Annotated in this window: 21 protein-coding genes and 1 riboswitch; of the genes, 17 read left to right on the forward strand and 4 right to left on the reverse strand. The window is 61.8% G+C overall.

Annotation, left to right across the window (positions count from 1 at the left end):
• The first annotated feature begins 470 nt into the window (after positions 1–470).
• From RY831_RS07210 to RY831_RS07260, 11 genes are all read left to right on the forward strand, one after another.
• Positions 471–3,239, forward strand: a complete 2,769-nt coding sequence (locus tag RY831_RS07210) for an F-box/LRR-repeat protein (protein WP_326505641.1) — start codon at positions 471–473, stop codon at positions 3,237–3,239.
• A gap of 78 nt (positions 3,240–3,317) precedes the next feature.
• Positions 3,318–3,962: an MBL fold metallo-hydrolase gene (locus RY831_RS07215; RefSeq protein WP_326505642.1), complete on the forward strand. Its 645-nt coding sequence runs from the start codon at positions 3,318–3,320 to the stop codon at positions 3,960–3,962.
• A 71-nt stretch (positions 3,963–4,033) separates the two neighbouring features.
• A riboswitch (cyclic di-GMP riboswitch) is annotated at positions 4,034–4,130 on the forward strand.
• Positions 4,131–4,184: 54 nt separating this feature from the next.
• The gene (locus RY831_RS07220) at positions 4,185–4,499 is read left to right on the forward strand and encodes a hypothetical protein (protein ID WP_326505643.1); all 315 of its coding nucleotides are present in this window, start codon (positions 4,185–4,187) and stop codon (positions 4,497–4,499) included.
• A 210-nt stretch (positions 4,500–4,709) separates the two neighbouring features.
• Positions 4,710–5,141 carry a type IV pilin protein gene (locus RY831_RS07225; protein WP_326505644.1) on the forward strand — a complete coding sequence of 144 codons (432 nt, stop codon included), beginning with the start codon at positions 4,710–4,712 and terminating at the stop codon, positions 5,139–5,141.
• Positions 5,141–5,746, forward strand: coding sequence for a pilus assembly FimT family protein (locus tag RY831_RS07230; protein ID WP_326505645.1), 606 nt, complete (start codon positions 5,141–5,143; stop codon positions 5,744–5,746). The genes RY831_RS07225 and RY831_RS07230 overlap by 1 nt, the downstream gene beginning before the upstream one ends.
• Positions 5,747–5,756: 10 nt before the next feature.
• Entirely contained in the window at positions 5,757–6,179 is a 423-nt protein-coding gene (locus RY831_RS07235; RefSeq protein WP_326505646.1) for a hypothetical protein, read from the forward strand.
• 12 nt (positions 6,180–6,191) lie between these two features.
• Complete coding sequence (locus RY831_RS07240; protein ID WP_326505647.1) at positions 6,192–7,304, forward strand: PilW family protein; 1,113 nt, start codon at positions 6,192–6,194, stop codon at positions 7,302–7,304.
• Positions 7,301–7,960 (forward strand): pilus assembly PilX family protein, encoded by a 660-nt coding sequence (locus RY831_RS07245; protein ID WP_326505648.1) that lies wholly within the window; start codon positions 7,301–7,303, stop codon positions 7,958–7,960. The genes RY831_RS07240 and RY831_RS07245 overlap by 4 nt, the downstream gene beginning before the upstream one ends.
• A 45-nt stretch (positions 7,961–8,005) precedes the next feature.
• Complete coding sequence (locus RY831_RS07250; RefSeq protein ID WP_326505649.1) at positions 8,006–11,374, forward strand: pilus assembly protein; 3,369 nt, start codon at positions 8,006–8,008, stop codon at positions 11,372–11,374.
• A gap of 2 nt (positions 11,375–11,376) precedes the next feature.
• A complete protein-coding gene (locus RY831_RS07255; RefSeq protein ID WP_326505650.1) occupies positions 11,377–12,123 on the forward strand; it encodes an energy transducer TonB in 747 nt (248 codons plus the stop codon).
• Positions 12,124–12,251: 128 nt separating this feature from the next.
• Positions 12,252–13,019: a phytanoyl-CoA dioxygenase family protein gene (locus RY831_RS07260; protein ID WP_326505739.1), complete on the forward strand. Its 768-nt coding sequence runs from the start codon at positions 12,252–12,254 to the stop codon at positions 13,017–13,019.
• A gap of 33 nt (positions 13,020–13,052) precedes the next feature.
• On the opposite strand, the gene RY831_RS07265 is transcribed toward RY831_RS07260, so the two are convergent.
• The gene (locus RY831_RS07265) at positions 13,053–13,742 is read right to left on the reverse strand and encodes an ArsR/SmtB family transcription factor (RefSeq protein WP_326505651.1); all 690 of its coding nucleotides are present in this window, start codon (positions 13,740–13,742) and stop codon (positions 13,053–13,055) included.
• Between the two features lie 180 nt (positions 13,743–13,922).
• Here RY831_RS07265 and RY831_RS07270 point away from each other — a divergent pair, with 180 nt between their 5' ends.
• Positions 13,923–14,462, forward strand: coding sequence for an antibiotic biosynthesis monooxygenase family protein (locus RY831_RS07270; RefSeq protein ID WP_326505652.1), 540 nt, complete (start codon positions 13,923–13,925; stop codon positions 14,460–14,462).
• A gap of 8 nt (positions 14,463–14,470) precedes the next feature.
• Entirely contained in the window at positions 14,471–15,604 is a 1,134-nt protein-coding gene (locus RY831_RS07275; protein ID WP_326505653.1) for a cytochrome P450, read from the forward strand.
• A 26-nt stretch (positions 15,605–15,630) separates the two neighbouring features.
• Here RY831_RS07275 and lon read toward each other — a convergent pair whose 3' ends face one another.
• From lon to mobA, 3 genes are all read right to left on the reverse strand, one after another.
• Positions 15,631–18,006: an endopeptidase La gene (gene lon / locus RY831_RS07280; RefSeq protein WP_326505740.1), complete on the reverse strand. Its 2,376-nt coding sequence runs from the start codon at positions 18,004–18,006 to the stop codon at positions 15,631–15,633.
• Positions 18,007–18,225: 219 nt separating this feature from the next.
• The gene (gene moeA / locus RY831_RS07285) at positions 18,226–19,506 is read right to left on the reverse strand and encodes a molybdopterin molybdotransferase MoeA (protein WP_326505654.1); all 1,281 of its coding nucleotides are present in this window, start codon (positions 19,504–19,506) and stop codon (positions 18,226–18,228) included.
• A 48-nt stretch (positions 19,507–19,554) separates the two neighbouring features.
• Positions 19,555–20,154 (reverse strand): molybdenum cofactor guanylyltransferase MobA, encoded by a 600-nt coding sequence (gene mobA / locus RY831_RS07290; RefSeq protein WP_326505655.1) that lies wholly within the window; start codon positions 20,152–20,154, stop codon positions 19,555–19,557.
• A gap of 205 nt (positions 20,155–20,359) precedes the next feature.
• On the opposite strand from mobA, the gene apbC reads away from it, so the two are divergent.
• The 4 genes from apbC (at position 20,360) to RY831_RS07310 (ending at position 24,860) form a co-directional block, all read left to right on the forward strand.
• On the forward strand, positions 20,360–21,448 hold the full coding sequence (apbC, locus tag RY831_RS07295; RefSeq protein WP_326505656.1) for an iron-sulfur cluster carrier protein ApbC: 1,089 nt from the start codon (positions 20,360–20,362) through the stop codon (positions 21,446–21,448).
• 239 nt (positions 21,449–21,687) lie between these two features.
• Positions 21,688–22,206 (forward strand): DUF3305 domain-containing protein, encoded by a 519-nt coding sequence (locus tag RY831_RS07300; protein WP_326505657.1) that lies wholly within the window; start codon positions 21,688–21,690, stop codon positions 22,204–22,206.
• The gene (locus RY831_RS07305) at positions 22,196–22,774 is read left to right on the forward strand and encodes a DUF3306 domain-containing protein (protein ID WP_326505658.1); all 579 of its coding nucleotides are present in this window, start codon (positions 22,196–22,198) and stop codon (positions 22,772–22,774) included. Before RY831_RS07300 ends, RY831_RS07305 begins: the two co-directional genes overlap by 11 nt.
• A complete protein-coding gene (locus tag RY831_RS07310; RefSeq protein ID WP_326505659.1) occupies positions 22,758–24,860 on the forward strand; it encodes a 4Fe-4S binding protein in 2,103 nt (700 codons plus the stop codon). Before RY831_RS07305 ends, RY831_RS07310 begins: the two co-directional genes overlap by 17 nt.
• Positions 24,861–24,862: the final 2 nt, after the last annotated feature.

The raw sequence follows: 24,862 nt of genomic DNA on the forward strand, positions 1-24,862 counted from the left end.
CAAGCACAGCACCCGGCTGACACCGCGCGAATACCGGGCGCGTATCGGGCTGCGGCACTAAGCTCGTCTTCCAATGGAACCGGAGCTTCTCTGAAGACACTCATTGCGCTGAGCATGCTGATGGTTTCGTACCGAACCATCAGGCAGTGACATTCTTTTAGGAGCAAACTATGAAATTACCTGGTGGTTACCATGTATATCTCCGCGGTCCTGACGGACGTCCCCAGACCGGCAACAGACAAAACCCCGACACTGGCGAGCGTCCGGAGTCAACCGGTACAGCCGCGCCAGGAGCAAGGGCAGCGGAGCCCAACCGTGATTTAAACGCTCGGCGAAGCCGTTTGGAACGGATCAAGTTCGTAACGTTTACGAGAGAGAAATATCGTCCGACTGCTCCGACTGCTCCGACTGCTCCGACTGCTCCGACTGCTCCGACTGCTCCGACTGCTCGGCCCGTTTTGCCTGACCTGATGACTTTTCCTGGACTAGAAGAGATGGTTTCGACTGGTCTGGCTACCCTGCCTGCTTCTACCGTTCTTGCTGTCCCAGCTCCAAATGCTCTAAATGCTCCAAATGCTTCAAATGCTTCAAATGCTTCAAATGCTTCAAATGCTTCAAATGCTTCAAATGCTTCAAATGCTTCAAATGCTTCAAATGCTTCAAATGCTTCAAATGCTTCAAATGCTTCAAATGCTTCAAATGCTTCAAATGCTTCAAATGCTTCAAATGCTTCAAATGCTTCAAATGCTTCAAATGCTTCAAATGCTTCAAATGCTTCAAATGCTTCAAATGCTTCAAATGCTTCAAATGCTTCAAATGCTTCAAATGCTTCAAATGCTTCAAATGCTTCAAATGCTTCAAATGCTTCAAATGCTTCAAATGCTTCAAATGCTTCAAATGCTTCAAATGCTTCAAATGCTTCAAATGCTTCAAATGCTTCAAATGCTTCAAATGCTTCAAATGCTTCAAATGCTTCAAATGCTTCAAATGCTTCAAATGCTTCAAATGCTTCAAATGCTTCAAATGCTTCAAATGCTTCAAATGCTTCAAATGCTTCAAATGCTTCAAATGCTTCAAATGCTTCAAATGCTTCAAATGCTTCAAATGCTTCAAATGCTTCAAATGCTTCAAATGCTTCAAATGCTTCAAATGCTTCAAATGCTTCAAATGCTTCAAATGCTTCAAATGCTTCAAATGCTTCAAATGCTTCAAATGCTTCAAATGCTTCAAATGCTTCAAATGCTTCAAATGCTTCAAATGCTTCAAATGCTTCAAATGCTTCAAATGCTTCAAATGCTTCAAATGCTTCAAATGCTTCAAATGCTTCAAATGCTTCAAATGCTTCAAATGCTTCAAATGCTTCAAATGCTTCAAATGCTTCAAATGCTTCAAATGCTTCAAATGCTTCAAATGCTTCAAATGCTTCAAATGCTTCAAATGCTTCAAATGCTTCAAATGCTTCAAATGCTTCAAATGCTTCAAATGCTTCAAATGCTTCAAATGCTTCTGATGCTTCGCCTTTGCCTCAAGCCGGAGCAATGCCTTCCCCTGCAGGCATTGGCCACGACGCCACGCATGCACCAGTAAGGACATTTAGAACGATTGCAGTCCAACATGATGGATCGGGAAAGGCGTTTAGAAACACTGCGGTCCAATACGACCTGAAGGACACGATTCCACAAAAAACTTTCCTATTCATGAACTTGCCCCCAGAGGTACAACTTCAGATTCTCCGCTATCTCCCCGTTGAAGATATAAAACGGTTTCGCGGTGTTTCCAGGCATGCTGCCGAGATGGGCGCCGTAACAATACAAAATCTATACATCGAAAATCCCGGATCCCTTGCAGCAGATCTCGAGACGACGCTGGCTAGAGTTCAACGTGGCGGCATCAAATCGCTTACGCTTCGCGGGTCACTTCATGGAATCGACTTTGGTTCCGCAGATTGGCGTGGCTTAATGCAATCCTCGCTGAGCGCTCTTGAAACTCTTGATGTATCCAAGTGCAGAGACCTGACGATTCGAAATCTAATCGTTATAAAGCAGTATCTGCCTGCCTTACAGGAACTCAAACTGCCGAGTGATATGGCAAGGGCTATGGTACTGGGATGCTTGTCTCCACGGATAAGCGACGTCTCTCAAATGAAAAATCTTTTGCAATTCGTCAGGAAGCTAAAATTAACCGGCACCACCGCCCCACTGGAGCATGACGGGTTCATTAGTGCGATGCATCTTTTACCAAACCTTACTAGTCTCCGTCTATCCAGTTTCGATCGTCTTACTGATGCCACCCTTGCAGGGATATTAACGGCGGCGCAGAATCTTACCCATCTCCATTTGAATGATTGCCCCGAACTCACGCCTGAAGGAATTTATACCGCATTCAGTGCGGCACAAAATCTCGTCAGTCTCGATCTTTCAGAAGCGGATGATGAAGTGGTGGCGCTTAACGGCGCACAACTCTCTGAGATGCTGAGGGCGAGACCGAACCTTACACGGCTGGTTTTGGAAAACTGTTCCGAAATCGATTTGGAAAATTTGGAACTGGCTTTGGTTCATGTAGGGTCAAACCTCATATCGCTTGATTTGACAAATAACGATCAACTTGGTGGGTCGCGGCTTGCTCAGGTAGTAGCGCAAGTTCCCTCACTTAGAGTGCTGAATCTATTCGGCATAGATAATATTGATGACGACACTCTTGATGCCACTTTGCGGAATATAGGAGCTCTTGAAGAACTCCATCTATCTTCATCCGAGATCACCACTGACGGATTAAGCAGAGCATTGCAACATGTGCCAAACCTCAGTCGCCTTAATATATCCTGCTCTATGGTGGAGGTTATAGACCTGCCTCATTTAACGCATTTGACAACATTAAATGCTGCAGAATCCGAAAGCTTGCAGAACATTAGACTGGAAAATCATCCTTCATTGCTGAATCTTGATATAAGCGGTAACGATTCACTGAACAAAGATGAGATGTGGAACTCGCTCCAGCATGTTTGCAGAACGCTCCTTAAGCTGGATATATCCGGCCTCGATCTGAATGACACGCAAATGCCGAACCTGAAAGGCTTTGAAAAGCTGCAGCGGCTGGATTTGTCCGGCAACCCTATGATTACTGATGCCTCGCTGCGAGAACTGCCGGTACTACTTGACAGCCTTGATGTCCGCGGATGCAACAGGCTGAGTGATGCAGCATTGGAGACAGTGAATGCAAACTATGTTATCCGCAATTGAAACCTATCGGCCCGCACATGAAGTCAATGCCGGGGCTTGGTATGATGCTGGCTTCTCCCGCTCTTCGAAGCCATCGCCATGAAATGCGCCATCGTTCCCGTCACGCCCTATCAGCAGAACTGCAGCATTCTCGTCTGTGAGAACACGAGGCGCGCCGCGCTGGTCGATCCCGGCGGCGAATTGCCGCGCCTGCGCGCCGCGCTGGAGCAGCTGGGCGTGACGCTGGAAAAAGTGTTCCTGACGCACGGCCACACGGACCACTGCGGCGTGGCCGGCCTGGTGCGCGAGGAATTCGGCGTGCCCATCGAAGGGCCGCAGCGCGAGGACAAGTTCTGGATCGACCGGCTGCCGGTGTCGAGCCAGCGCCCCGGCTTTACGCCGGTCGACGCCTTCGAGCCGGACCGCTGGCTGGAAGACGGCGATACGGTGAGCTTCGGCGAACAGACGCTGCAGGTACTGCACTGCCCCGGCCATACGCCGGGCCATGTGGTGTTTTTCCACGAGGGCGTGCGGCTGGCGCTGGTGGGCGACGTGCTGTTCCAGGGTTCGATCGGACGCACCGACTTCCCGCGCGGCGATTACGACACCCTCATCAATGCAATCCGGACCAAACTCTTCCCGCTCGGCGACGACGTGGCCTTCATTCCCGGTCATGGCCCGACCTCGACCTTCGGCCATGAGCGGCAGCACAATTCCTTTGTCGGCGACGCGCATTTTGGCTGAAATGTGGCAAAAACCACCTCTTGAGAGATAACGGCTTGATTTTTCCGGCAAGCTGCTATACTTCAGTAAATATTTCCGCAGGGCAAACCAATTGAAAGATTGGGACGCAAAGCTTCCGGCCTAAAAGCAGTGTCCATCCGACACGCTCACGGCAGCGGGGCCGCCTTCCGAAGCGAAGCCAAGCTTCCGCCTTTGGCATGCCTTGCACTTTTGTGAGTCCACATGCCGAAGCTTCTGACAACATTCCTGCTGATTGCCGCAAGCCTTGCCCTGGCGCCCGCCGCCCGTGCCGAGTGCGGCTTTGCCCAGAACGACGATACGCTGACCATCGTGGTCGGCCAGGGTGCGAAGTCCTGCTTTTCTTCCGAAGAATTCCGCACTGCGTTCAAGGCACAGGTCACCGCCGCGCTGGAAGGCGACAGCGTGCCGAACACGAAGAAGAGAAAAGCCTTCGACGACCGTAACAGCACCGGACGCAAGCTCTGGAGCATTGCCGAGCGCCGCCACCAGGCGGGCACCTATTTCGGCCAGCGATAGCGATATGTTCAAAGCGGCATGCTTTATTGGAAAGAAAAAGCTGCGGTGGGAGCGGGAATTGGAAAACAAAGCGCAAGGAAACGGAAAAGAAGCCTCTTAACCCGCTTCACCGGTATTTAGAAGCGCAAGGGATTTGCCGATAATCAAGGAACTATTGCTTATGTAAATGTTTTGCCTCATGCCGAGCAGGCTGGAAGGAATGGAAAAGAAATGCGCTTTTACACACAACGCGGCATTACCCTGATCGAACTGATGGTTGCCGTCGCCATCGTGGGCATACTCGGCTCGATCGCGCTTCCCGCCTACCGCGACTATGTGACACGCGGCCGGATTCCGCAGGCCACCAACAATCTCGCCACCTTGCGCGTGCAGCTGGAGCAGTTTTTCCAGGATAACCGCACGTATGTCGGCGCCTGTGTCGCCAATACTGTCGCGCCGCTTCCTGTCAATGACGATTTTGAGTATTCCTGTCCAACGCTGACGGCGAATACCTTCGTCGCACGCGCTACCGGCAGAGGCCCGATGACCGGCTTTACCTATGAAATCACTGAAGCCCCCGTGCGCCGCACCACCGCAGCACCTTCCGGCTGGGGCACGGTACCCGTTGATTGCTGGATCACCAAGAAGGGCGGCAGCTGCTGATGAACGCGACGATGCGCAGCGCCCAGTCCGGCGTGTCATTGATCGAGCTGATGGTCAGCATGACCATCCTGATGCTCGGGCTCGCCCTTGGTCTGCCATCGTTCAGCCTGTGGCTGCAAAGCGCCCAGGTGCGCACCGCGGCCGAATCCATCCAGACCGGATTGCATGCCGCCCGCACCGAGGCCGTCAGGCGCAATGCGGTGGTGCGCTTCAGCCTGACCGAAAGCAACGGGCAGGTGGCATGGACGGTAGGCTGCGCAACCGCCACGACTGACTGCCCTGCCGAAATACAGAAACGGCTTGCCGCCGAAGGCACGCCCAATGCCCGCGTCGGCGCCAGCGTCGCCGCGGTCGCTTCGCCGGCACCGGCCAATGCCTACGGCACGGCGCTGGCTGCCGGCGCCGCGCTGCCGGCGGGCGTGAGCTTCGACGGCATGGGCCGCGTGCCGGCGGCCAACGTCGGCGCCGACATCACACGGGTCGACGTGATCAATGCCGCCAATGCCTCTGCCCGGCGGCTGGTGGTGACGATCAATGCCTTCGGCCTGATCCGCATGTGCGATCCGGCCGTCGCGCTGTCGGCCAACCCGGTCGGCTGCAGCTAGGAGAGATGCGATGAACAAGTGCGCGCGGCAGGACGGCATGGCGGTGGTGGAAAACCTGGTGGCGATTCTGATCTTTTCCTTCGGCATTCTCGGCATCGTGGGGCTGCTCGCCTCGTCGATGAAGAGTTCCGCGTCCGCGAAGTACCGCAACGATGCCAGCATGCTGGCCAACCAGATCGTCGGCCAGATGTGGATCTCCGACAAGAGCAATACCGCGCTCAAGACCAATTTCGAAAGCCCGAGCGGGGCTTCATTCGTCACCTGGCAAACCAGCGTCGGCAGCTTGCTGCCGGGCGTGGACCCCAGCGCAGAGACCAATCTGCCCACGGTGGTCATCGATGCCAACAACGTGGCCACGGTGACGGTGCGCTGGAGGGCGCCCGGCGAAACCACCGCCCACAATTACGTGCTGATTGCCCGCATCAACGGCTGAGAGAAAGCGATCATGCCCACCCACCGTCATCCACTCCCTGCCCGCGGCTTCAGCCTGGTCGAAGTCATGGTCGGCATCGTCATCGCGATGGTGGCGTCGCTTGTGATGCTGCAGGTATTCGCCACCTTTGAAGAGAGAAAGCGGACCACCAGCAGCGGTTCGGATGCGCAGACGGAAAGCGTCTTCGCCAGCTACACCATCGAGCGCGACGTGCGCATGGCGGGCTACGGCCTCAACATGCCCGAGCTGCTCGGCTGCCGGATCAACAGCAGCTATAACGGCACCGGCAGCACTTTCACGCTGGCGCCGATGACCATCACCAATGGCGCCAACGGGCTGCCGGATACGATCCGCGTGGTCGCCAGCTCCAAGAAGAAGTGGACCGTGCCGGCGCGCATCACCACCGACCATCCGCCGCAGGCCACCAACATGTTCCTCAATACCACCCAGGGCATCGAGCCGGGCGACCTGATCGTCGCCGCCCAGGCGGGCAAGGATTGCACGCTGATGCAGGTGACCAATATCCCGAACGGCAACGTGCAGATCCATCACCACAGCACCAGCCCGTGGAATCCGCCCGGCGGGCAAAACATCTTTCCCAAGCCCGACGGCTATACCTCCGGCGCGATGCTGTTCAACTTCGGCGGCTTCACCGACCATACCTATTCCGTCGACGCCCGCAACAACCTTCAGCTGTCGGATTTCCGCTCCGCGACCAACACCTCCGTGATACAGCCGCTGATTCCCGGTGTCGTCAACCTGCAGGCGCAATACGGCTTCGACACGCGCCCGGGCACGCCGGACGACGGCCGGGTGGACACGTGGAGCGACACCATGATCGATGCCGACAGCAGCGGCACCGCCGGCGACGCCGGCGACATCCGCCGCATCTATGCGGTGCGCTTTGCCATCGTCGCGCGCAGCGTCCAGATGGAAAAGCCGAAGGCGGACGGCACCTGCAACATCACCACGACCACCTCCGCCAACAAGCCAACCTGGGCCGGCGGCGACATCGACGTCAGCAAGAATCCGGACGGCTCCGCCAACAGCAGCTGGACCTGCTACCGCTACAAGGTGACGGAAACCGTGGTCCCGCTGCGCAACCTGCTGTGGAGGGAAGGATGAACGCGAGAATTGCACACCGGGTTTTCCCGCTGGCGCCGCGGCGCCAGCGCGGCGTGGTGATGCTGGTGGCGCTCATCGTGCTGGTAGCCATGACGCTGGCCGCGGTAGCGCTGGTGCGCTCGGTCGACACCGGCAACCAGGTCGCCGGCAACCTCGCCTTCAAGCAGGGCGCGACCGCCGCCGCCGACAGCGGCATCGAGGCCGCCATCGACTGGCTCGTGGCCAATGCGGGCACGGCGGTCCTGCATGCCGACGCGCCCACGCAGGGTTATTACGCCACCAGCCAGGATACGCTGGACGTTACCGGCACCAGCGGCAACGATAATTATGCGACAGTGGATTGGGACAACAACAATTGCGCGGGCGTCAATTCGGCAGCCTGCATCAAGCCGTCGGCATCGGCCGATGCCGGAAACGGCAATCGGGTTACCTACATCATTCACCGGCTCTGCAAATCGGCAGGCGACCCCAATTCCTCGGGCAACTCCTGTGCCAATTACAAGTCGCCGACCACGACCAGCCCCAAGCGCGGCGAACTCAAGTATGGCGATGACAAGCGCTTCGAGCCGCTGCCGGCCGAGTATTACCGCATCACGTCGCGGGTCAAGGGACCGAAAAATACCGTCAGCTTCGTGGAAACCATTGTCCACTTCTAACGAGCGGGACACGAGCCGCGCATCCGCAGCACAGGGAGAATCAGTATGAAAAACCGGCATCGCCGCATCAAGCGCAGCACCCTTGCAAAGCTGGGCGTGCTGCTCTGCCCCGCCATCGCCGCCCACGCCGCGGTCACCGACCTTGCCAATGCGCCGATGGCCTCGTCGTCGGCCAGCTCGGTCAAGCCCAACATCATGTTCATCCTCGATGATTCGGGCAGCATGGCCTGGGATTACCTGCCGGATGCGGCAAGCGGTTTCGGCACCAATTCCTATGGCAAGTACAGCAAGCATTGCAACGGCCTCGCCTACAACCCGGCCACGACCTACGCGCCGCCGGTGGACGCCTCCGGCAACAGCTATCCGGACGCCAGCTTCACCGCAGCCAGGAACAATGGCTTTTCGAGTTCGTCGGGCACCACCGACCTGAGCGGCCGCTACTACTACGTCTATTCGCCGACCGGCACACAGGCCGATCTGGCCTTCACCTACGACTCCAACGGCAACGTCAGGACCAACAACACCTTCTACAGGGAGTGTGATAGCAACCAGGGGAACAGTCCGGGCAGCAGCGTCTTCCAAAGGGTTGAGCTCAACGATGCATCGGCCAGCCAGAAAACCAATTACGCCAACTGGTACTCGTACTACCGCACGCGCATGCAGACCATGAAAAGCGCGGCGGGCCGGGCCTTCATGAACATCGGCAACAATTACCGGGTCGGCCTGACCACCATCAATTACACCGGCACCAGCAATTCAAACAGCGAATTCCTCAATATCTCGGACTTCGACGCGACGCAGAAAGCCAGCTGGTACAGCAAGTTCTACGGCGTCGATCCGGTGGACGGCACGCCCCTGCGCGCGGCGCTGTCCAAGGTGGGCCGCATCTATGCGGGCAAGGCGGGTACGGACCCGGTGCAGTATTCCTGCCAGCAGAACTTCGCGATCCTCTCCACCGACGGCTACTGGAACGGCGGCGACGGATACCAGATCGACGGCAGCAGTTCCATCGGCAACCAGGACGGCGGCAGCACGCCGCGTCCCATGTACGACGGCCTTGGCAGGAGCAATACGCTGTCCGATGTCGCGATGTATTACTACAAGAACGACTTGCGCAACGCTTCGCTGAGCAACTGCACCGGCGCGCTCGGCACCGACGTCTGCGAAAACAATGTTCCGGGCGCGGGCGCCGACATCAATACCCAGCAGCACATGACGACATTCACGCTGGGCCTGGGCGTCAACGGCACGCTTGCCTATGCGGAAGACTATCTGACGGGCGGCTCGACCGATTTCACCGCGATCTCGCAGGGCACAAAGAACTGGCCGGCGCCGGCCGCCGATATGCCGACCGCCATCGATGATCTCTGGCATGCCGCCGTCAATGGCCGCGGCACCTATTTCAGCGCCCAGAATCCGGATTCGCTGGTCAGCGGCATCGGCAAGGCCTTGAGCGGCGTGACCGCCCGCACCGGCTCGGCCGCCGCCGCCGCCACTTCCAACCTGGAGCCGGTGGCAGGCGACAACTACGTGTACATCGCGCTGTACCGCACCGTGAAATGGGATGGCGACCTGCAGGCCAAGACCATCGATCCCAATACCGGCGCCATTTCCGCGACGCCGGTCTGGTCGGCGCAGCCGCTGCTCGACACGAAGATCGCCGCGGCCAGCGATACCCGCACGATCTACACTTACAACGCCACCGCAAGCAACCGCCTCAAGCCGTTCAACTGGGCCAACCTGAGTACCGACGAGAAGGCCTATTTCAACGGCATGTGCTCGGGCACCGACAAGCTGTCGCAATGCTCGACGCTGACCACCGACCAGAAAACGGCGGCCTCGGGCCAGAACCTGGTCAATTTCCTGCGCGGCCAGAACGGCTTCGAGGATGAAGCCGGCAACACCGACCGGCTCTACCGCGACCGCGAACATGTGCTGGGCGACATGATCAGTTCCCAGCCGGTGTATGTGAAGAAACCGCCGTTCGCCTATGTCGACGACAACTACAGCGACTTCCGCGACAACAAGTGGAATAACCGCCAGGCGATGGTTTATGTCGCGGTCAACGACGGCATGCTGCACGCCTTCAACGGCGATACCGGCGTCGAGATGTGGGCCTATGTGCCGCCCATGGTCATGCCCAACATGTACAAGCTGGCCGACAAGAATTATTCGGCCAACCACCAGTACTATGTCGACGGCTCGCCCACCATCGGCGACATCTGCCCGAACGCGCCGTCCTCGACCTGCACCAGGGACCAGTGGAAGACCGTGCTGGTCGGCGGCCTGAACGCCGGCGGACGCGGCTACTATGCGCTCGATGTCACCGATCCTTCCAACCCGAAGGCCTTGTGGAACTTCACCTCCAGCGACGACAACGACCTCGGCTACACCTTCGGCAATCCGGTGATCACCAAGCGCAAGGACGGCACCTGGGTCGTCGTGTTCAGCTCCGGCTACAACAATGTCTCGCCCGGCACCGGAAAGGGCTTCCTTTACGTACTCAACGCCAACACCGGCACGGTGCTGGAAAAGATTGCCACCAACGAAGGCAGCGCCGATACGCCGAGCGGCCTGGGAAAGATCAATGCCTGGATCAACAGCACCACCAGCAACACCGCCGAACGCTTCTATGGCGGCGACCTGCTGGGCAATGTCTGGCGCTTCGACATCGACAATGTGTTGCCGCCCAGCGGCAAGGAAGCGACCCTGATCGCCGAACTCGGCAAGATCAACGGCGCCGGCACGCAGCCGATCACCACCAAGCCGGAGCTGACCGAAGTCAGCGCCGGCGGCAGCACGCATGCGGTGGTGCATGTGGCGACCGGCCGCTACCTCGGCCTGACCGACCTCAGCGATACCAGCCAGCAGTCGATCTATTCGTTCAAAGACAACCTGACGGCAGCCGGCCTGGGACAGGTGCGCACCAACGGCATGCTGGTCAAGCAGACCCTGACCTCGCGCACCGGCGACAGCGGCGAAAAAATCCGCACCTCGTCGACCAACGAGGTGGACTGGTCGACCAAGGCCGGCTGGTATGTGGACCTGAACCCGAATAACGAGTCGCCGGGCGAACGCGTCAACGTCGACATGCAGCAGCAGCTCGGCCTGCTGACGGTGGCCGCCAACGTGCCCGATGTCAACGCCTGCAACGTGGGCGGCTATGCCTGGCTGTACTCCTTCGATTACAAGACCGGCCAGTACGTCAAGAGCGCGGCGTCGGGCATGGTGGGCCGGCGCCTGAGCGCCAATGCGCTGGTCGCGGGTATCAAGACCATCAAGCTCACCACCGGAAAGACGGTGACCGTGGTCACCGATACCGGCGGCAATATCGGCAGCGTCGACGATCCGACGTCGAGCGCCTACGGCGACGGTGATGCCAAGCGCGTCTCCTGGCGCGAACTGCTGGATTGATCATGGCGGCAACGGCCATGGCGGCCCTGCGGGTGCCGCGTTACCGGCCGCTCCCGCTCTGCCTGTCTGTGGCGGCGCACCTCGCGGCGCTGCTGCTGCTGTCGCAGCACATCGGTTCGCAGGGGGCTTACGCACAAACGCAAGCGCCGATTCAGGCGCAGGCGCCGCGCGTGCTGCAGGTCAGCCTGGCGCAAGCTTCTTCGTCACGTGCAGCGCCGGCCCCGGCGGCACCTCCTGCATCTTCGACACCTGCGACAGCGTCGCCAGACCGGCTGCAGCCCCGGCAAATCCTGTCCCTACCGCCGTCGCAGAAGCCTTTGCGCCGCTCGGCCGACGCTCCGGCCGCTCCCGCTCCGCCGCCCGTCGCTAGCGAAAGCATTTCCGACACACCGCAGCCGCCGCGTCCCGCCGAGACAGCTTCCGGCACCTTGCCGGAACCGCGTTACTACCTGCTGCGCGAACTGAGCGTGCGTCCGGCGGTGCTAGACGACGCCACCACCCGCCTCGCCTTCGAAGGCGTTCCGGCGCAGACCGTGATTCTGAGACTGTTCATCAACGAGGAAGGCGGCATCGATCGCGTCGCCGCCGAACAATCGGTGCTGCCGGAAATGCATGCGCAGCGGCTGATCGAGGCATTCGCGCAGGCGCGTTTCCTGCCCGGCCAGATCGACGGTGCGCCGGTCAAGAGCCAGATGCGCATCGAAGTGCGGCTGGAAAGCGCGCTGCAGCGCGATGTCTCGCTGCAGTAATCCCTTTTTCCATCCGGTATTTCACCCGCGGCATGGCAGAAATGCTTCCCACTTTGTACACGCCCTGCCGATTTGCGCTAACGTTGAGTCTTTCCCAGTTTCAGCATCGTTCAGCATTCAAGGAGGACATCGAGATGCCGCTCTCCGCATCCCAGCTCGCGCAATTTGCCCAGGATGGTTACCTGGTGTTCAGGGGGCTGGCCGCGCCGGAAGCCTGCGCGGCGATGCAAGCCGTCACGCAGGCGCATCTGCGGCAACAGGTGGCGCCGGTGGAGTATGAAGCCGAAGTCGGCTATGCCGGCGCGCCCGCTTCGCTCGATGCGCCGGGCGGCAGGACGGTGCGGCGCCTGCGCGCGGCCTACCAGCGCGACCCGGCATTCAGGCAGTGGGCGGAAGATGCGCGCATCGCCGAATGGCTGCGGCAGCTGCTCGGCGAGCCGGTCAACCTGACGCTGGCCCACCACAATTGCGTGATGACCAAGCACCCCAACTTCGGTACCGCGACCGGCTGGCACCGCGACATCCGCTACTGGTCGTTCATGCGCAACGAGCTGGTCTCGGTCTGGCTGGCGCTCGGCAGCGAAGTCGAGGCCAACGGCGCGTTGAAGGTGATTCCGGGTTCGCACCGGCTGGATATCCGCCGTGAACAGCTCGACGATCTCGACTTCCTGCGGCCCGATGTGGCAGACAACCAGGCGATCTTCGAGCGCGGCATCACTGTCGAGCTGCAGCCGGGCGATGTGCTGTTCTTCCACAGCGGCCTGTTCCATGCGGCCGGCCGCAACAACGGCGACAAGGTGAAGACCTCGGTGGTGTTCGCCTACCGCGGCCGCAGCAACCAGCCGCTGCCCGGCAGCCGTTCGGCGGCGGCGGGCGACGTGGCGCTGAGTGACTGAGCGACTGAGCGAGAGACCGGGCGGCTGATTCGCTCATGCCTCCAGACCGAAGGCTTGCTTCAACCCTTGCCTGCCGCGCGGCGTAAGCTGCAACACTCTGGGCTGCTGCCCGCGCAGCAGCCATTTCCTTTCCACCATGGCCTGCAGCAGCGCCGCGCCGAGCGCGCCGCCGAGATGGAAGCGGCGTTCGCTCCAGTCGAGGCAGCCGCAGGCAAGCTGGCGCCGGGCGCCGCGCAGTGCGTCGAGATCGATGCCGACACTGCTGAAAGCCTGCTCGCCCTCGGCCGACAATTCCATCTGCTTGTCGCTGCGCGACAGCAAGCCGCTTTCCTCGAAGCGCTCCAGCATCTGCACCGCCAGTTCGCCGGCAAGATGGTCATAGCAGCTGCGGGCGAAGCGCATCGCCAGCGGCGTGCCCATCGATGCCGGCAGCGGACGCGGCGCCGGCTGCGGCGCGATCGCCGCCAGCGATTCCAGCGCAATGCCGACGGTATGGTTCGCCAGGCAATAGTAGCGGTGCCGGCCCTGGGTCTCGACGCGCAGCAGTTCGGCCTCCACCAGTTTGGACAGGTGGCCGCTGGCCGACTGCGCCGACACGTTGGCGGCGAACGCCAGTTCGCCCGCCGGCCTCGCGCGGCCGTCGATCAGCAGCCACAGCATCGCGGCCCGCGCCGGATCGCCCAGCAGGGCGGCCACTCTTGCAATCTGGACAGCGGATTCCATGCTTCACCCCATGATGAAATATTGAAGGGAAAACGATCCTAACATTGGAACATCTTCAGAGATCCGGCCCGATAAAAATTGAGCCGGTTCCCCCTCACCCCAACCCTCTCCCAGAGGGAGAGGGTGAGATCAGCGACCCAAAAATGAACCGTTTTTCGGGCCGAATCAACAGGAGTGTTCATGTTCGCCGTCGTATTCGAAGTTCTGCCCTCGCCTTCCGGCTATCAACGCTATCTCGACACTGCTGCGGCGCTGCGCCCGCGCCTGGACGGGATCGAAGGCTTTGTTTCCATCGAGCGTTTCCGCTGCCTCACCGCTCCCGGCTGGATATTGTCGCTGTCGTACTGGCGGCATGAAGCCGCGCTGGTGGCATGGCGCGGGCATGGCGAACACCATGCGGCGCAGCAAGCCGGGCGCGGCGGCGTGTTCGACGACTACCGGCTGCGCGTGGTGCGCATGCATGACAAGTTTCCGGCTGCGCCGGCGCAATCGCTGATCGTTCTTCAGGACGATCCTCCCGAGCGGGATAGCGGCCGGCGTTTTCAGAGCCTGGCGAATGAAAGCAGGCTGATCGGCCTTGCCGATGTCAATGCCGAAGCTGTTGCAGATGACGATACGGCCAGCCGGCACGGCATGCGCTTCGGCGAAGTGCTGCGCGACTATGGTCTGTTCGATCGCCTGCAGGCGCCGCAGCGGTTTCCCGCTGTTTCGCGTCAATGAGGCCAGCGATGGAAAACCTGTTATTCCTGCAATCCGATGTCGCCGAGCCCTTCGCCGTCTACGCGAGGCATTTGCTGCAACGGCCGGTCGCATGGGACCCTGCCAACCGCATCTGGGCGGTGTACCGGCACGCCGACTGCATGCGGCTGCTGCAGAGCGAGGCTGCGCATATTCCCGCGCTCAACCCCGGCAGCGAAAGCCGGCTGGGCGAGACGGCCCGGCTGGTGGCCGGCAGGCTGGCGCGTCTTGCCAATCCGCCGTCGCATGTGTTCTTCCGCCGAGGCCTGACGCGCCTGTTCGATCAGCTGCAGCCGGCGAGGATCGCGGATCTGCTCGACGAACTGGTCGGCGATGCGCGGCAGCTGGACTGGGTGGAGACAGTCTGCGCCAAGTTGCCGATGCTGGCGGTGATGAAGGGATTCGGCTTTTCCGGCGAAGACATCGAACGCCTGCTTCCCCTCGGCGCCCGCCTGACCCAGGTCATGCTGCCGAACAAATCGCCGCAGCAGCTTGCCGATGTCGACGCCGTGATCGGTGCGGTGTATCCGTTCGTGGACAGGCATCTTCGGCAATGTTCCGGCCTGCAGGCCGGTGAAGGCGAAGGCGATGCCGAGGCGCGTGCCGCATTGAACGCCAACCTGATCGGCATGCTGATCCAGAGCGTGGATGCCGGCCGCGGCCTGCTCGCCAACGTGCTGCTGCAGGCAATGCACCAGCCTTGCGAACCATCGCGGATGTCTTCAGCGGAATGGCGGGCATGGGTGACGGAAACCCTGCGCTTCGATCCGCCCATCCACAATACGCGGCGGGTGCTGATTGAAGACATCGAGATCGGCGGCACATGGCTGCGCAAGGGCGATGCGGTATTGCTGGTGCTGGCGGCGGCCAATCGCGATCCTGCCGTGTTCGAGCGGCCGGTCGAATTCGATCCGGGGCGCGTCAACAATGATGTGCATCTGGCATTTGGGGCGGGCATGCATCACTGCGCGGCGAAGGAGTTTGCGCAGGCAATGGCTGCGGGAGCAATGTCCGCGCTGTTCGCGCGGTATCGGGTGCGGCTGCCGGCGCAGGAGATTGCGCATGCGCCGCTGGTCAATGCGCGGCTGGCACGGCGGATTTTGGTGGAGGTGGAGCGGGTTTGATTGCGTTGCCGCCTGCTACGTCGCCCTTACGCCAGATCATCAATGATCAAATTTCCGATCGCCTCATGCAGCGCCTCGTCCACCGTGTCCAACCACACGAAGCGCAGCTGCTGCTTCGCGGCTTCGGGAATGTCGTCGATGTCTTTGCGGTTGCGGGCCGGCAGCATCACCACCTTAATGCCGGCCTGCAGCGCGGCCAGCACCTTTTCCTTGATGCCGCCCACAGGCAATACCATGCCGCGCAGGCTGATTTCGCCGGTCATCGCGCAGTCGCTGGCAACCGGCCGGTCGCGCACCAGTGAAGTCAGCGCGACGAAAATGGCCACGCCCGCGCTCGGGCCATCCTTGGGCATGGCGCCGGCCGGCACGTGCACATGGATGTCCTGCTTTTCGAAGAGGTCGGCATCGATCTGCAGTTCCGCGCAATGCGCCTTTACCAGCGTCAGCGCCGCCTGCGCGCTTTCCTTCATCACGTCGCCGAGCTGTCCGGTGAGGATAAGCTTGCCGCTGCCCGGCGTGCGGCTGGCTTCAATGAACAGGATCTCGCCGCCGGCGGCGGTCCAGGCCAGGCCGGTGGCCACGCCCGGCAGGCTGGTGCGCATGGCCAGTTCGCTTTCATATTTCTTCGGCCCCAGGATCTCGGCCAGGTCGCCTGCCTCGATGCGCAAGGCCTCTGTGCCGCCTTCGCCTTCGGCGATGCGCATCGCCACATGGCGGAACACGTTGCCGATCTCGCGTTCCAGGCTGCGCACGCCGGCCTCGCGAGTGTAGTCGCGGATAAGGACATCGAGCGCGGCATCGCTGAGCTCGCAATGCTGCGGTGTAATGCCGTCGGCTTCGAGCTGGCGCGGAATCACGTAGCGGCGGGCAATCTGCGCCTTTTCCTCGGTGGTATAGCCGGGCAGCTGCAGCACTTCCATGCGATCGAGCAAGGGACCGGGAATGGTGTCGAGCATGTTGGCGGTGCCGATAAACATCACCTTCGACAGGTCGAAGGGCTGCGCCAGGTAATTGTCGCGGAACGAGTTGTTCTGCTCCGGGTCCAGCACTTCCAGCAGGGCGGCGGAAGGATCGCCGTGCATGCCGCCGCTGCCGAGCTTGTCCATTTCGTCGAGCATCATCACGCAGTTATGCGTGCCGGCCTTGCGCAACGCCTGGATGATATTGCCCGGCAAGGCGCCGACATAGGTGCGCCGGTGTCCGCGCACCTCGGCTTCGTCGTGCACGCCGCCCAGGCTCACGCGCGCGAACTTGCGGCCGGTGGCGCGGGCGATGCTCTGGCCGAGCGAAGTCTTGCCCACGCCTGGCGGGCCGACGAAGCACAGGATGGGGCTCCTGCCCTCGGGGTTGAGCTTGCGCACCGCGAGGTATTCGAGGATGCGGCGCTTGACCTTGTCCAGCCCGAAATGATCCTCGTCGAGAATGCGGCGAGCCTCGGCGATGTCGATCCGGTCGTCGCTGCGCTTCGACCATGGCAGCTCGGTCATCCACTCCAGGTAGGTGCACAGCATCGAATACTCTGCGGCCGCTTCCGGCATGCGCCTCAGCCGCTGCAGTTCCTTGCGCACATGCGCCTCGACTTCGGGCGGCATGCCGGCCCTGCCGATGGCTTCGGCCAGTTTTTCGGCTTCGGCGTCGCCGGCTTCGGTTTCTCCGAGCTCGTGCTGTATGGTCTTGAGCTGCTCGCGCAGCAGGAACTCGCGCTGCCGGTCTTCCATGCGCTCCTTGGTCTGCGCATGGATTTCCTCGGACAGGCGCAGCACTTCGATGCGTTCGGCAAGATGGCTGATCACGTGATCCAGGCGCGGCACCAGGTCCCGGGTTTCGAGGATCTGCTGCTTCTGCACCAGCGGCAGGTCCATCAGGCCGCAGACGAAGTCGGCGAGTTCTGCGGCCGATGTCATGTTCTGCGCGGCGGCGGCCAGTTCCGGCGGCGCCTGCGGCAGCAGGTCGATGATTTCGGTGGACAGCTGCTTGAGCTGGTGCAGCCTCGCTTCGATCTCGGTGCCCTGTTCCGTCGAGCCGGCAATGCGCTCGATGCGAGCGACATAGAAAGGATAGCCGTCGAGGAACTCGATGATGCGGAAGCGCTGTTGCCCCTGGCACACGATGTAATGCCCGCCTTCGTCGGAGGTGAGATAGCGCAGGACGCTGGCGACGGTGCCCACCTGGTAGAGCTGGTCGGCGGTCGGCGCTTCATGCTCCGAATCATGCTGCAGCAGCAGGCCGATCTCATGCTCGCCGCGCACGGCTTCCTGCGCCGCGGCGATCGAGCTTTCGCGGCCGACGCTGATGGGTACGATCATGCCGGGAAACAGCACGAGGTAGCGCACCGGAATGATGATCATCGCGTCCGGCGGCAGCGCAGGCAGCTTGCTCGGCTCCGCCTTGATCCGGTCCATCGCGGTGCTGCTTTGCCCGCCAAGGCTTGCCTCAAGGAGATGAACCTGCTCGAGTTTGATCATGACGCTCCTCTTGCTCCTGCTTCCGAAGTCCGTGGGCGGCATTCAGGCGAACGCCGTCCGGTAATATTTCAGGAGTTTGACAAGGGCATGCCGGGGCTGTTCCGGCGAAAACGATGATGCCGGATAAGCCGCAGGACGATGGGGAGCGCTTCGGTGTTAGATGAGGCCTTCGAACAGGAGCACGTCGACCATGTCGCCGGCTTGGACCTTGTCCTGTTCATGATGCAGCACCACGATGCAATTGGCTTCGGACATCGAGCGCAGGATGCCCGAACCCTGGGCGCCGGTGATGCGCACCCGCTGCACGCCATCCTCGTCGGTGGACACGATGCCGCGCTGGTATTCGGTGCGCCCGGGCTTCTTGCGGACCGGCGCCGCCGACGCCACGCGCATGAGGGGCAGCCTCGACGGCTGCGCGCCCATCATGCGCAGCAGCGCATCGCGGGCGAAGAAATAGAAGGTGACCATCACCGCCACCGGGTTGCCGGGCAGGCCGAACAGGCAGGCGCTTTTTCCATTCGAGGAAATCTTTCCGAAGGCCATGGGCCGGCCGGGCCGCATGCCGATCGTCCAGAACGTCACGTCGCCCAGCGCCGCCATCATCTGCTTCGTATAGTCGGCCTCGCCCACCGACACGCCACCGGAAGTGATCACCGCGTCGGCGCTTTCGCAGGCGATGCGGAACGCCTGCTCCAGCGAAGCCGGGTCATCCTTGACCACGCCCATGTCGACGATTTCGCAGCCGAGCCGCTTCAGCATGCCGTACAGGGTGTAGCGGTTACTGTCATAGACGCAGCCGGCGTCGAGCGGTTCACCGATGGAGCGCAATTCGTCGCCGGTCGAAAAGAAGGCCACGCGCAGCCGGCGCCGCACCGGCACCTCGGCGATGCCGAGCGAAGCCAGCAAGCCGAGATCGGCCGGGCGCAGGATCTTTCCGGCCGCCAGCGCCGGCTTGCCGGCTTCCAGGTCCTCGCCGCGCAGCCGGCGGTTGTCGCCGGTCTTCACCGCGTCGGCGGGAATCGTGACCCGGCCCTCGCCCGCATCCTGCGTGAATTCCTGCGGCACCACGGTATCGCAGCCGGCGGGCATCGGCGCGCCGGTCATGATGCGCACGCACTGGCCTGCCTGCACCGCGCCCTCGAAGCGGCCGCCGGCATGGATGGTGGCAACGATCTGCAGCGTCGCCGGCGCCCCGGGAGCGAGATCGGCGCCGCGCACCGCATAACCGTCCATGGCCGAATTGTCATGCTGGGGAACATTAATCGGCGAAATGATGTCGTGCGCCAGCACGCGGTCGAGCGCGCTGCGCAGCGCCACCTTTTCCACCGCCTCGACCGGCGCGACGACATCGCGGATGATGCGCTGCGCCTGAGCGACCGGCAGCGCGTTGGGATCGTAATCGGACAGGCAGCTGATGACTTCGGAGAGGCTTGGCATGGCGGCGTGGATGGCTTCTGAAGAAAGTTGAACGGCGCAATAGACGGATCAGGCGGATTCGAAGCGGCGCAGCTCTTCGAGGGTATTGATGTTGCGGAACGCGGCATCATCCGGAAAATGCACTTCGACAAACCTGAGCGAACGGTACCATTTGTCGATCTTGCGCTCGCCGGCCTGCAGAAAAACCGTCAGGCTGGGCAGCACCGAGGACTTCATCAGGCAGAACACCGGATGCGGCTGGCGGCGTCCGTCTTCCTCCGTGACCGCCACCGCCAGCTCGGCATCCCGTGCCTCCAGCTCGGCGGCGAGGCGCGGCACCAGGTCCTGCGGCAGGAAGGGCGAATCGCAGGGCGCGGTCACCAGGTATTCTGACTCGCAATGCGAGAGCCCCGTCTGCAGTCCGGCGAGCGGGCCTTCGAAGCCGCCCAGCTGATCCGGCCAGACCGGAAAGCCGAAACCTTCGTAAGGGCCGATGTTCTGGTTGGCATTGATCATCAATGTTCCGACCTGCGGCGACAGTCTCATGATCACATGCAACACCATGGGTGCGCTTCGGAAAGTCTGCAATCCCTTGTCGACATGGCCCATGCGCGAGCCGCGTCCGCCGGCGAGGATCAGTCCGGTGATCTGTTCAGGTGCGATCGTCATGTTCTGTTTCCATAGGAAGTGAAGGGCCGGGAGTGGCGGACATTGTAGTTCCTGCATCGCATCCGTGTCGATGCAGCCGCTGCAGGCAGCGCCGGCCCCGGGCGCCGGCCGCACATCCGGATGGCCGGACGGCCGGGACCATGCAAAGTCCGAGCGCGGGAACGGCAATCTGGTTTAGACTTCAGCCATCTATTCAGGAGAAGCAATGAGCATTTCGATTGAAGCAGTCAAGGCCGCCCTGTCCCAGGTCGTCGATCCCAACACCGGCAAGGATCTGGTGTCTGGCAAGTCGGCAAAGAACATCCGCCTCGACGGCGCCGACGTCATGCTCGACGTCGAACTCGGCTATCCCGCCAAAAGCCAGATGGACGGCATCCGCAAGGCCGTGATCACCGCGGTGCGCGCGGTGGAGGGCGCGGGCAACGTCAGCGTCAATGTCACCTCGAAGATCATCGCCCACACCGTGCAGCGCGGCGTCAAGCTGATGCCGAACGTCAAGAACATCATCGCCGTCGCCTCCGGCAAGGGCGGCGTCGGCAAGTCCACCACCGCGGTCAACCTGGCGCTGGCGCTGGCGGCCGAGGGCGCGCAGGTCGGCATTCTCGACGCCGACATCTACGGCCCGTCGCAGCCGATGATGATGGGCATCAATGCCCGCCCCGAAACGGTGGACGGCAAGACCATGGAACCGCTGGAAAACCATGGCCTGCAGGTCTCCTCGATCGGCTTCATGATCGATCCCGACGAGCCGATGGTCTGGCGCGGCCCCATCGTCACGCAGGCGCTGCAGCAATTGCTGGAGCAGACCAACTGGCGCGACCTAGACTACCTGATCGTCGACATGCCGCCGGGCACCGGCGACGTGCAGCTGACGCTGTCGCAGAAAGTGCCGGTCACCGGCGCGGTGATCGTGACCACGCCGCAGGACATCGCGCTGCTCGACGCGCGCAAGGGCCTGAAGATGTTCGAGAAGGTCGGCATTCCCATCCTCGGCATCGTGGAAAACATGAGCGTGCACATCTGCTCCAGCTGCGGCCATGCGGAACCGATCTTCGGCCAGGGCGGCGGCGAAAAGATGTGCGCCGAATACGGCGTGGATTTCCTGGGCGCGCTGCCGCTGACCATGTCCATCCGCGAGCAGGCCGACTCCGGCCGCCCGACCGTGGTGGCCGATCCCGACGGACAGGTCGCGGACATCTACAAGGCCATCGCCCGCAAGGTGGCGGTCAAGGTTGCCGAAAAGGCAAAGGACATGAGCAGCAAGTTCCCGAGCATCGTCATCAAGAACGACTGAGCCGCCCTGCCCTTTAGTTCTCCGTCTCTCGCAGGCATGAACGCATTTGCGCTCATGCCTGCGCACTCCGTCTCCCCCTGCAGTCTTTCCTTTCACCATCCTTACACCTGCGCAACAGGAAAAATTTTCACCTGTCGGCCGCGCCGCTGTAAAAAGCACCTGCAATTTTCCTTTTTTTGGCGCACTATTACGTCAGCATAATTTGAAGGCACAGGACCGCCCCGAGTCCTGGAGAAAAGATGGAGACAGAAGCCCTAACGGTCGCCGTGGTGATGCAGCGCACCGCAATCGCCAACCGCTGGCAGCCTTACGCATGGAAGCCGATCGAGCTTTCCATCGGCATTCCTATACAGGGTGAACCCGTGCGCTGCCTGCGCAGCGAGGAAGCCGATACCCGCTGGCTGTTCGGCGGGTTCGACGTGCGCCTCTACACCGACGAGGCGGAGGGTTATTTTCTCAACATCGATTCCGCGGTTCCCTGCTGGTTCATCATGTGGCGCATCGAAGAGATCGACGGCGCCGAAGTCGCCGTGCCCAAGCAGGTCACGCTGTCCTACAACGAAGCCGCGCGGCTGATGGATGGCGGCGAGCGCGTCGACACCCTGCCCGCGCCGGCCGAGATCATCGAGCACCTGCGCCGCTTCGTGGAGCAGCATTACCGGCCGGAGCCGAAGAAGAAGCGGCGCAAGCCTTCCTTCGAAGGCGGTGCCGGCGTGGCGCAGATGGCGAGCGAGGAAGGAAAGGCCCATGGAAGCTGAAAGCTTTTTCGCGCGCTGGTCGAAGCGCAACGCCGAAGCGGCCGATGAAAAAAAGCAGGCAGCCCCGGCCGAAGACGCGCAGCCGGTACCGGTGGATGACGCGCCCCGCCCTCCGCCCACGCTGGAAGAGGTCGCCGCACTGACGCCGGAATCCGACTTCAAGCCCTTCGTCGCGCGCGGCGTGGACGAAAACGTGCGCCGCTCGGCGATGAAGAAGCTGTTCGCCGATCCGCAATTCAACGTGATGGATGGGCTGGACGTCTACATCGACGACTACAGCAAGTTCCAGCCGATGACGCCGCAGATCCTGGCATCGCTCAATCATGCGCAGGCGCTGCTCGATCCGCTGTCTCAGGTAGAGAATCCGCTGATGCGCCTGCTGCAGCAGGCGGTGGAAGACACCGAACCCGCGCCATCCATGGAAGCGGCGGCGCAGGCTGCCGTCACCGCACCCGCATCGCCCTCCGACCCCGCTTCCACATCCGGCGCGGATACCGATCAGGCCGCGCAACAGCGGCAAGACCTCAACACGACTCCGAACCAGGCTTCACATGACCACCCAATATAAAGTCTGCAGCTGCAACCACACCATGCCGCTCGATGCCGCCGCCGGCGCGGCGCTTGGGGAGGCGCTCGGCACGGCGGCGCTCAAGCCGGCCAGCCAGCTGTGCCGGCGCGAAGTCGGCGGCTATCTCGACACGCTGCAGGGCGTGGACCGTGTCGTCGTCGGCTGCACCCAGGAACAGGCGCTGTTTTCCGAACTGGCCGAGCAGAAGCAGGCGGTGGCGCCGATACGCTTCGTCAACCTGCGCGAATCCGGCGGCTGGGGCAGGGAGGCGAAGCAATCGCTGCCGAAGATGGCGGCGCTGCTGGCCGCCGCCGCGCTGCCCGACGTGGAGCCGGTTCCCACCGTCGACTACGATTCCGGCGGCCAGGCGCTGCTGATCGGCCCGGCCGCGCGCGTGCTGCCCTGGGCGAAGCGCCTGTCGTCCCAGCTGCAGGTGAGCATGCTGCTGACTTCCGGCGATGCCGGGCAGGCGCTGCCGGAGCGCAGCATGCCGGTGTTCTCGGGCACCAGGGTCAGCATCGACGGCTGGCTGGGCGCCTTCAAAGTGCGCTGGCAGCAGGCCAATCCCATCGACCTCGAACTCTGCACCCGGTGCAATGCGTGTATCAGCGCCTGCCCCGAGAATGCGATCGACCTGAACTACCAGGTCAACCTCGATGCCTGCGGCTCGCACCGCGACTGCATGAAGGCCTGCGGCGCCATCGGCGCCATCGACTTCCTGCGGGAGGACACCGGGCGCGGCGGCGACTTCGACCTGATCTTCGACCTGTCCGACCAGCCGCTGATCGCGCTGCACCAGCCGCCGCAGGGCTATTTCGCGCCCGGCGCCGATCCCTTCGCGCAGGCCGAACAGGCGCTGCAGATGGCGCAGATGGTCGGCGAATTCAGCAAGCCGAAGTTCTTCGTCTACAAGGAAAAGATCTGCGCGCACAGCCGCAACCAGACCATCGGCTGCAATGCCTGCGTCGAAGTCTGCTCGGCGCAGGCCATCGGCCATGCCGGCAACCATATCAAGGTCAATCCCAACCTGTGCGTCGGCTGCGGCGCCTGCACCACGGTCTGCCCGTCGGGCGCGCTCAGCTATGCGTATCCTCGCGCGACCGACCTCGGACGCCGCATCAAGACCATGCTGACCGCGTATGCCAGTGCCGGCGGCCGCCAGCCCGCATTGCTGCTGCACAGCCAGGCGAAGGGCGCGGAGATGCTGCTCGAACTCGGCCGCCAGGCCGGCACCGGCGCGCTGCGCGGCCTGCCGGCGCGGGTGATGCCGGTGGACCTGCACCACGTGGCCTCGGTCGGCATCGACGGCTGGCTGGGGGCGATCGCGCACGGTGCATCCAATGTGCTGGTGCTGGCCAGCGGCGAGGAAGCGCCGCAATACCTGGCGGCGCTGGAAAAGCAGATCGAGGTGGCGCAGGCCATCCTCGCCGGGCTTGGCTACGAAGGAAAGCATGTCGTGCTGCTGCGCGCATCGAGCGCGCGCGAACTCGATGCGCGGCTGCAGGAATTTCAGTTGAATGCACCCGTCGCAGTCCCGGCGCAGCGCGCCGCGTTCAACATCGCGTCGGAAAAGCGCACCACGCTGGAGTTCGCGTTCGATCATTTGCTCAAGCATGCGCCGGCGCCGAAGACCGAGATCGCGCTGCCGGCCGGCGCTCCCTTCGGCAGCGTCAGCGTCAATGCCTCGGCCTGCACGCTCTGCATGTCCTGCGTCGGCGCCTGCCCGGAATCGGCGCTGATCGACAATCCCAACCTGCCGCAGCTGCGCTTCATCGAAAAGAACTGCGTGCAGTGCGGCCTGTGCGAAAAGACCTGCCCGGAAAACGCGATCAGCCTGACGCCGCGCCTGCTGCTGGGCGATGCGGCGAAGCAGCCGGCGGTGCTCAACGAAGCCCAGCCCTATCACTGCGTGCGCTGCAGCAAACCGTTCGGCACGCTGCAGATGATCGAGAACATGCTATCCAAGCTGTCGCTGCACGGCGCCTTCGCCGGCAACATCGAGCGCCTGAAGATGTGCTCCGATTGCCGCGTGATCGACATGATGGACAACAGGAAGGAAACCTCGATCCTGGAGCTGAAGCGATGATG

The sequence above is a fragment of the Noviherbaspirillum album genome, from assembly GCF_035916955.1.
Lineage (GTDB): Bacteria > Pseudomonadota > Gammaproteobacteria > Burkholderiales > Burkholderiaceae_D > Noviherbaspirillum > Noviherbaspirillum album.

Bases quoted from the DNA above. Each gene is read 5' to 3' on its own strand.
- RY831_RS07300 (WP_326505657.1), top strand. From the start codon at position 21,688: ATGGAGACAGAAGCCCTAACGGTCGCCGTGGTGATGCAGCGCACCGCA.
- apbC (WP_326505656.1), top strand. From the start codon at position 20,360: ATGAGCATTTCGATTGAAGCAGTCAAGGCCGCCCTGTCCCAGGTCGTC.
- RY831_RS07250 (WP_326505649.1), top strand. From the start codon at position 8,006: ATGAAAAACCGGCATCGCCGCATCAAGCGCAGCACCCTTGCAAAGCTG.
- RY831_RS07245 (WP_326505648.1), top strand. From the start codon at position 7,301: ATGAACGCGAGAATTGCACACCGGGTTTTCCCGCTGGCGCCGCGGCGC.
- RY831_RS07225 (WP_326505644.1), top strand. From the start codon at position 4,710: ATGCGCTTTTACACACAACGCGGCATTACCCTGATCGAACTGATGGTT.
- moeA (WP_326505654.1), bottom strand. From the start codon at position 19,506: ATGCCAAGCCTCTCCGAAGTCATCAGCTGCCTGTCCGATTACGATCCC.
- RY831_RS07215 (WP_326505642.1), top strand. From the start codon at position 3,318: ATGAAATGCGCCATCGTTCCCGTCACGCCCTATCAGCAGAACTGCAGC.
- RY831_RS07240 (WP_326505647.1), top strand. From the start codon at position 6,192: ATGCCCACCCACCGTCATCCACTCCCTGCCCGCGGCTTCAGCCTGGTC.
- RY831_RS07235 (WP_326505646.1), top strand. From the start codon at position 5,757: ATGAACAAGTGCGCGCGGCAGGACGGCATGGCGGTGGTGGAAAACCTG.
- RY831_RS07305 (WP_326505658.1), top strand. From the start codon at position 22,196: ATGGAAGCTGAAAGCTTTTTCGCGCGCTGGTCGAAGCGCAACGCCGAA.
- RY831_RS07275 (WP_326505653.1), top strand. From the start codon at position 14,471: ATGGAAAACCTGTTATTCCTGCAATCCGATGTCGCCGAGCCCTTCGCC.
- RY831_RS07210 (WP_326505641.1), top strand. From the start codon at position 471: ATGACTTTTCCTGGACTAGAAGAGATGGTTTCGACTGGTCTGGCTACC.
- RY831_RS07270 (WP_326505652.1), top strand. From the start codon at position 13,923: ATGTTCGCCGTCGTATTCGAAGTTCTGCCCTCGCCTTCCGGCTATCAA.
- RY831_RS07265 (WP_326505651.1), bottom strand. From the start codon at position 13,742: ATGGAATCCGCTGTCCAGATTGCAAGAGTGGCCGCCCTGCTGGGCGAT.
- RY831_RS07220 (WP_326505643.1), top strand. From the start codon at position 4,185: ATGCCGAAGCTTCTGACAACATTCCTGCTGATTGCCGCAAGCCTTGCC.
- mobA (WP_326505655.1), bottom strand. From the start codon at position 20,154: ATGACGATCGCACCTGAACAGATCACCGGACTGATCCTCGCCGGCGGA.
- RY831_RS07310 (WP_326505659.1), top strand. From the start codon at position 22,758: ATGACCACCCAATATAAAGTCTGCAGCTGCAACCACACCATGCCGCTC.
- lon (WP_326505740.1), bottom strand. From the start codon at position 18,006: ATGGACCGGATCAAGGCGGAGCCGAGCAAGCTGCCTGCGCTGCCGCCG.
- RY831_RS07230 (WP_326505645.1), top strand. From the start codon at position 5,141: ATGAACGCGACGATGCGCAGCGCCCAGTCCGGCGTGTCATTGATCGAG.
- RY831_RS07255 (WP_326505650.1), top strand. From the start codon at position 11,377: ATGGCGGCAACGGCCATGGCGGCCCTGCGGGTGCCGCGTTACCGGCCG.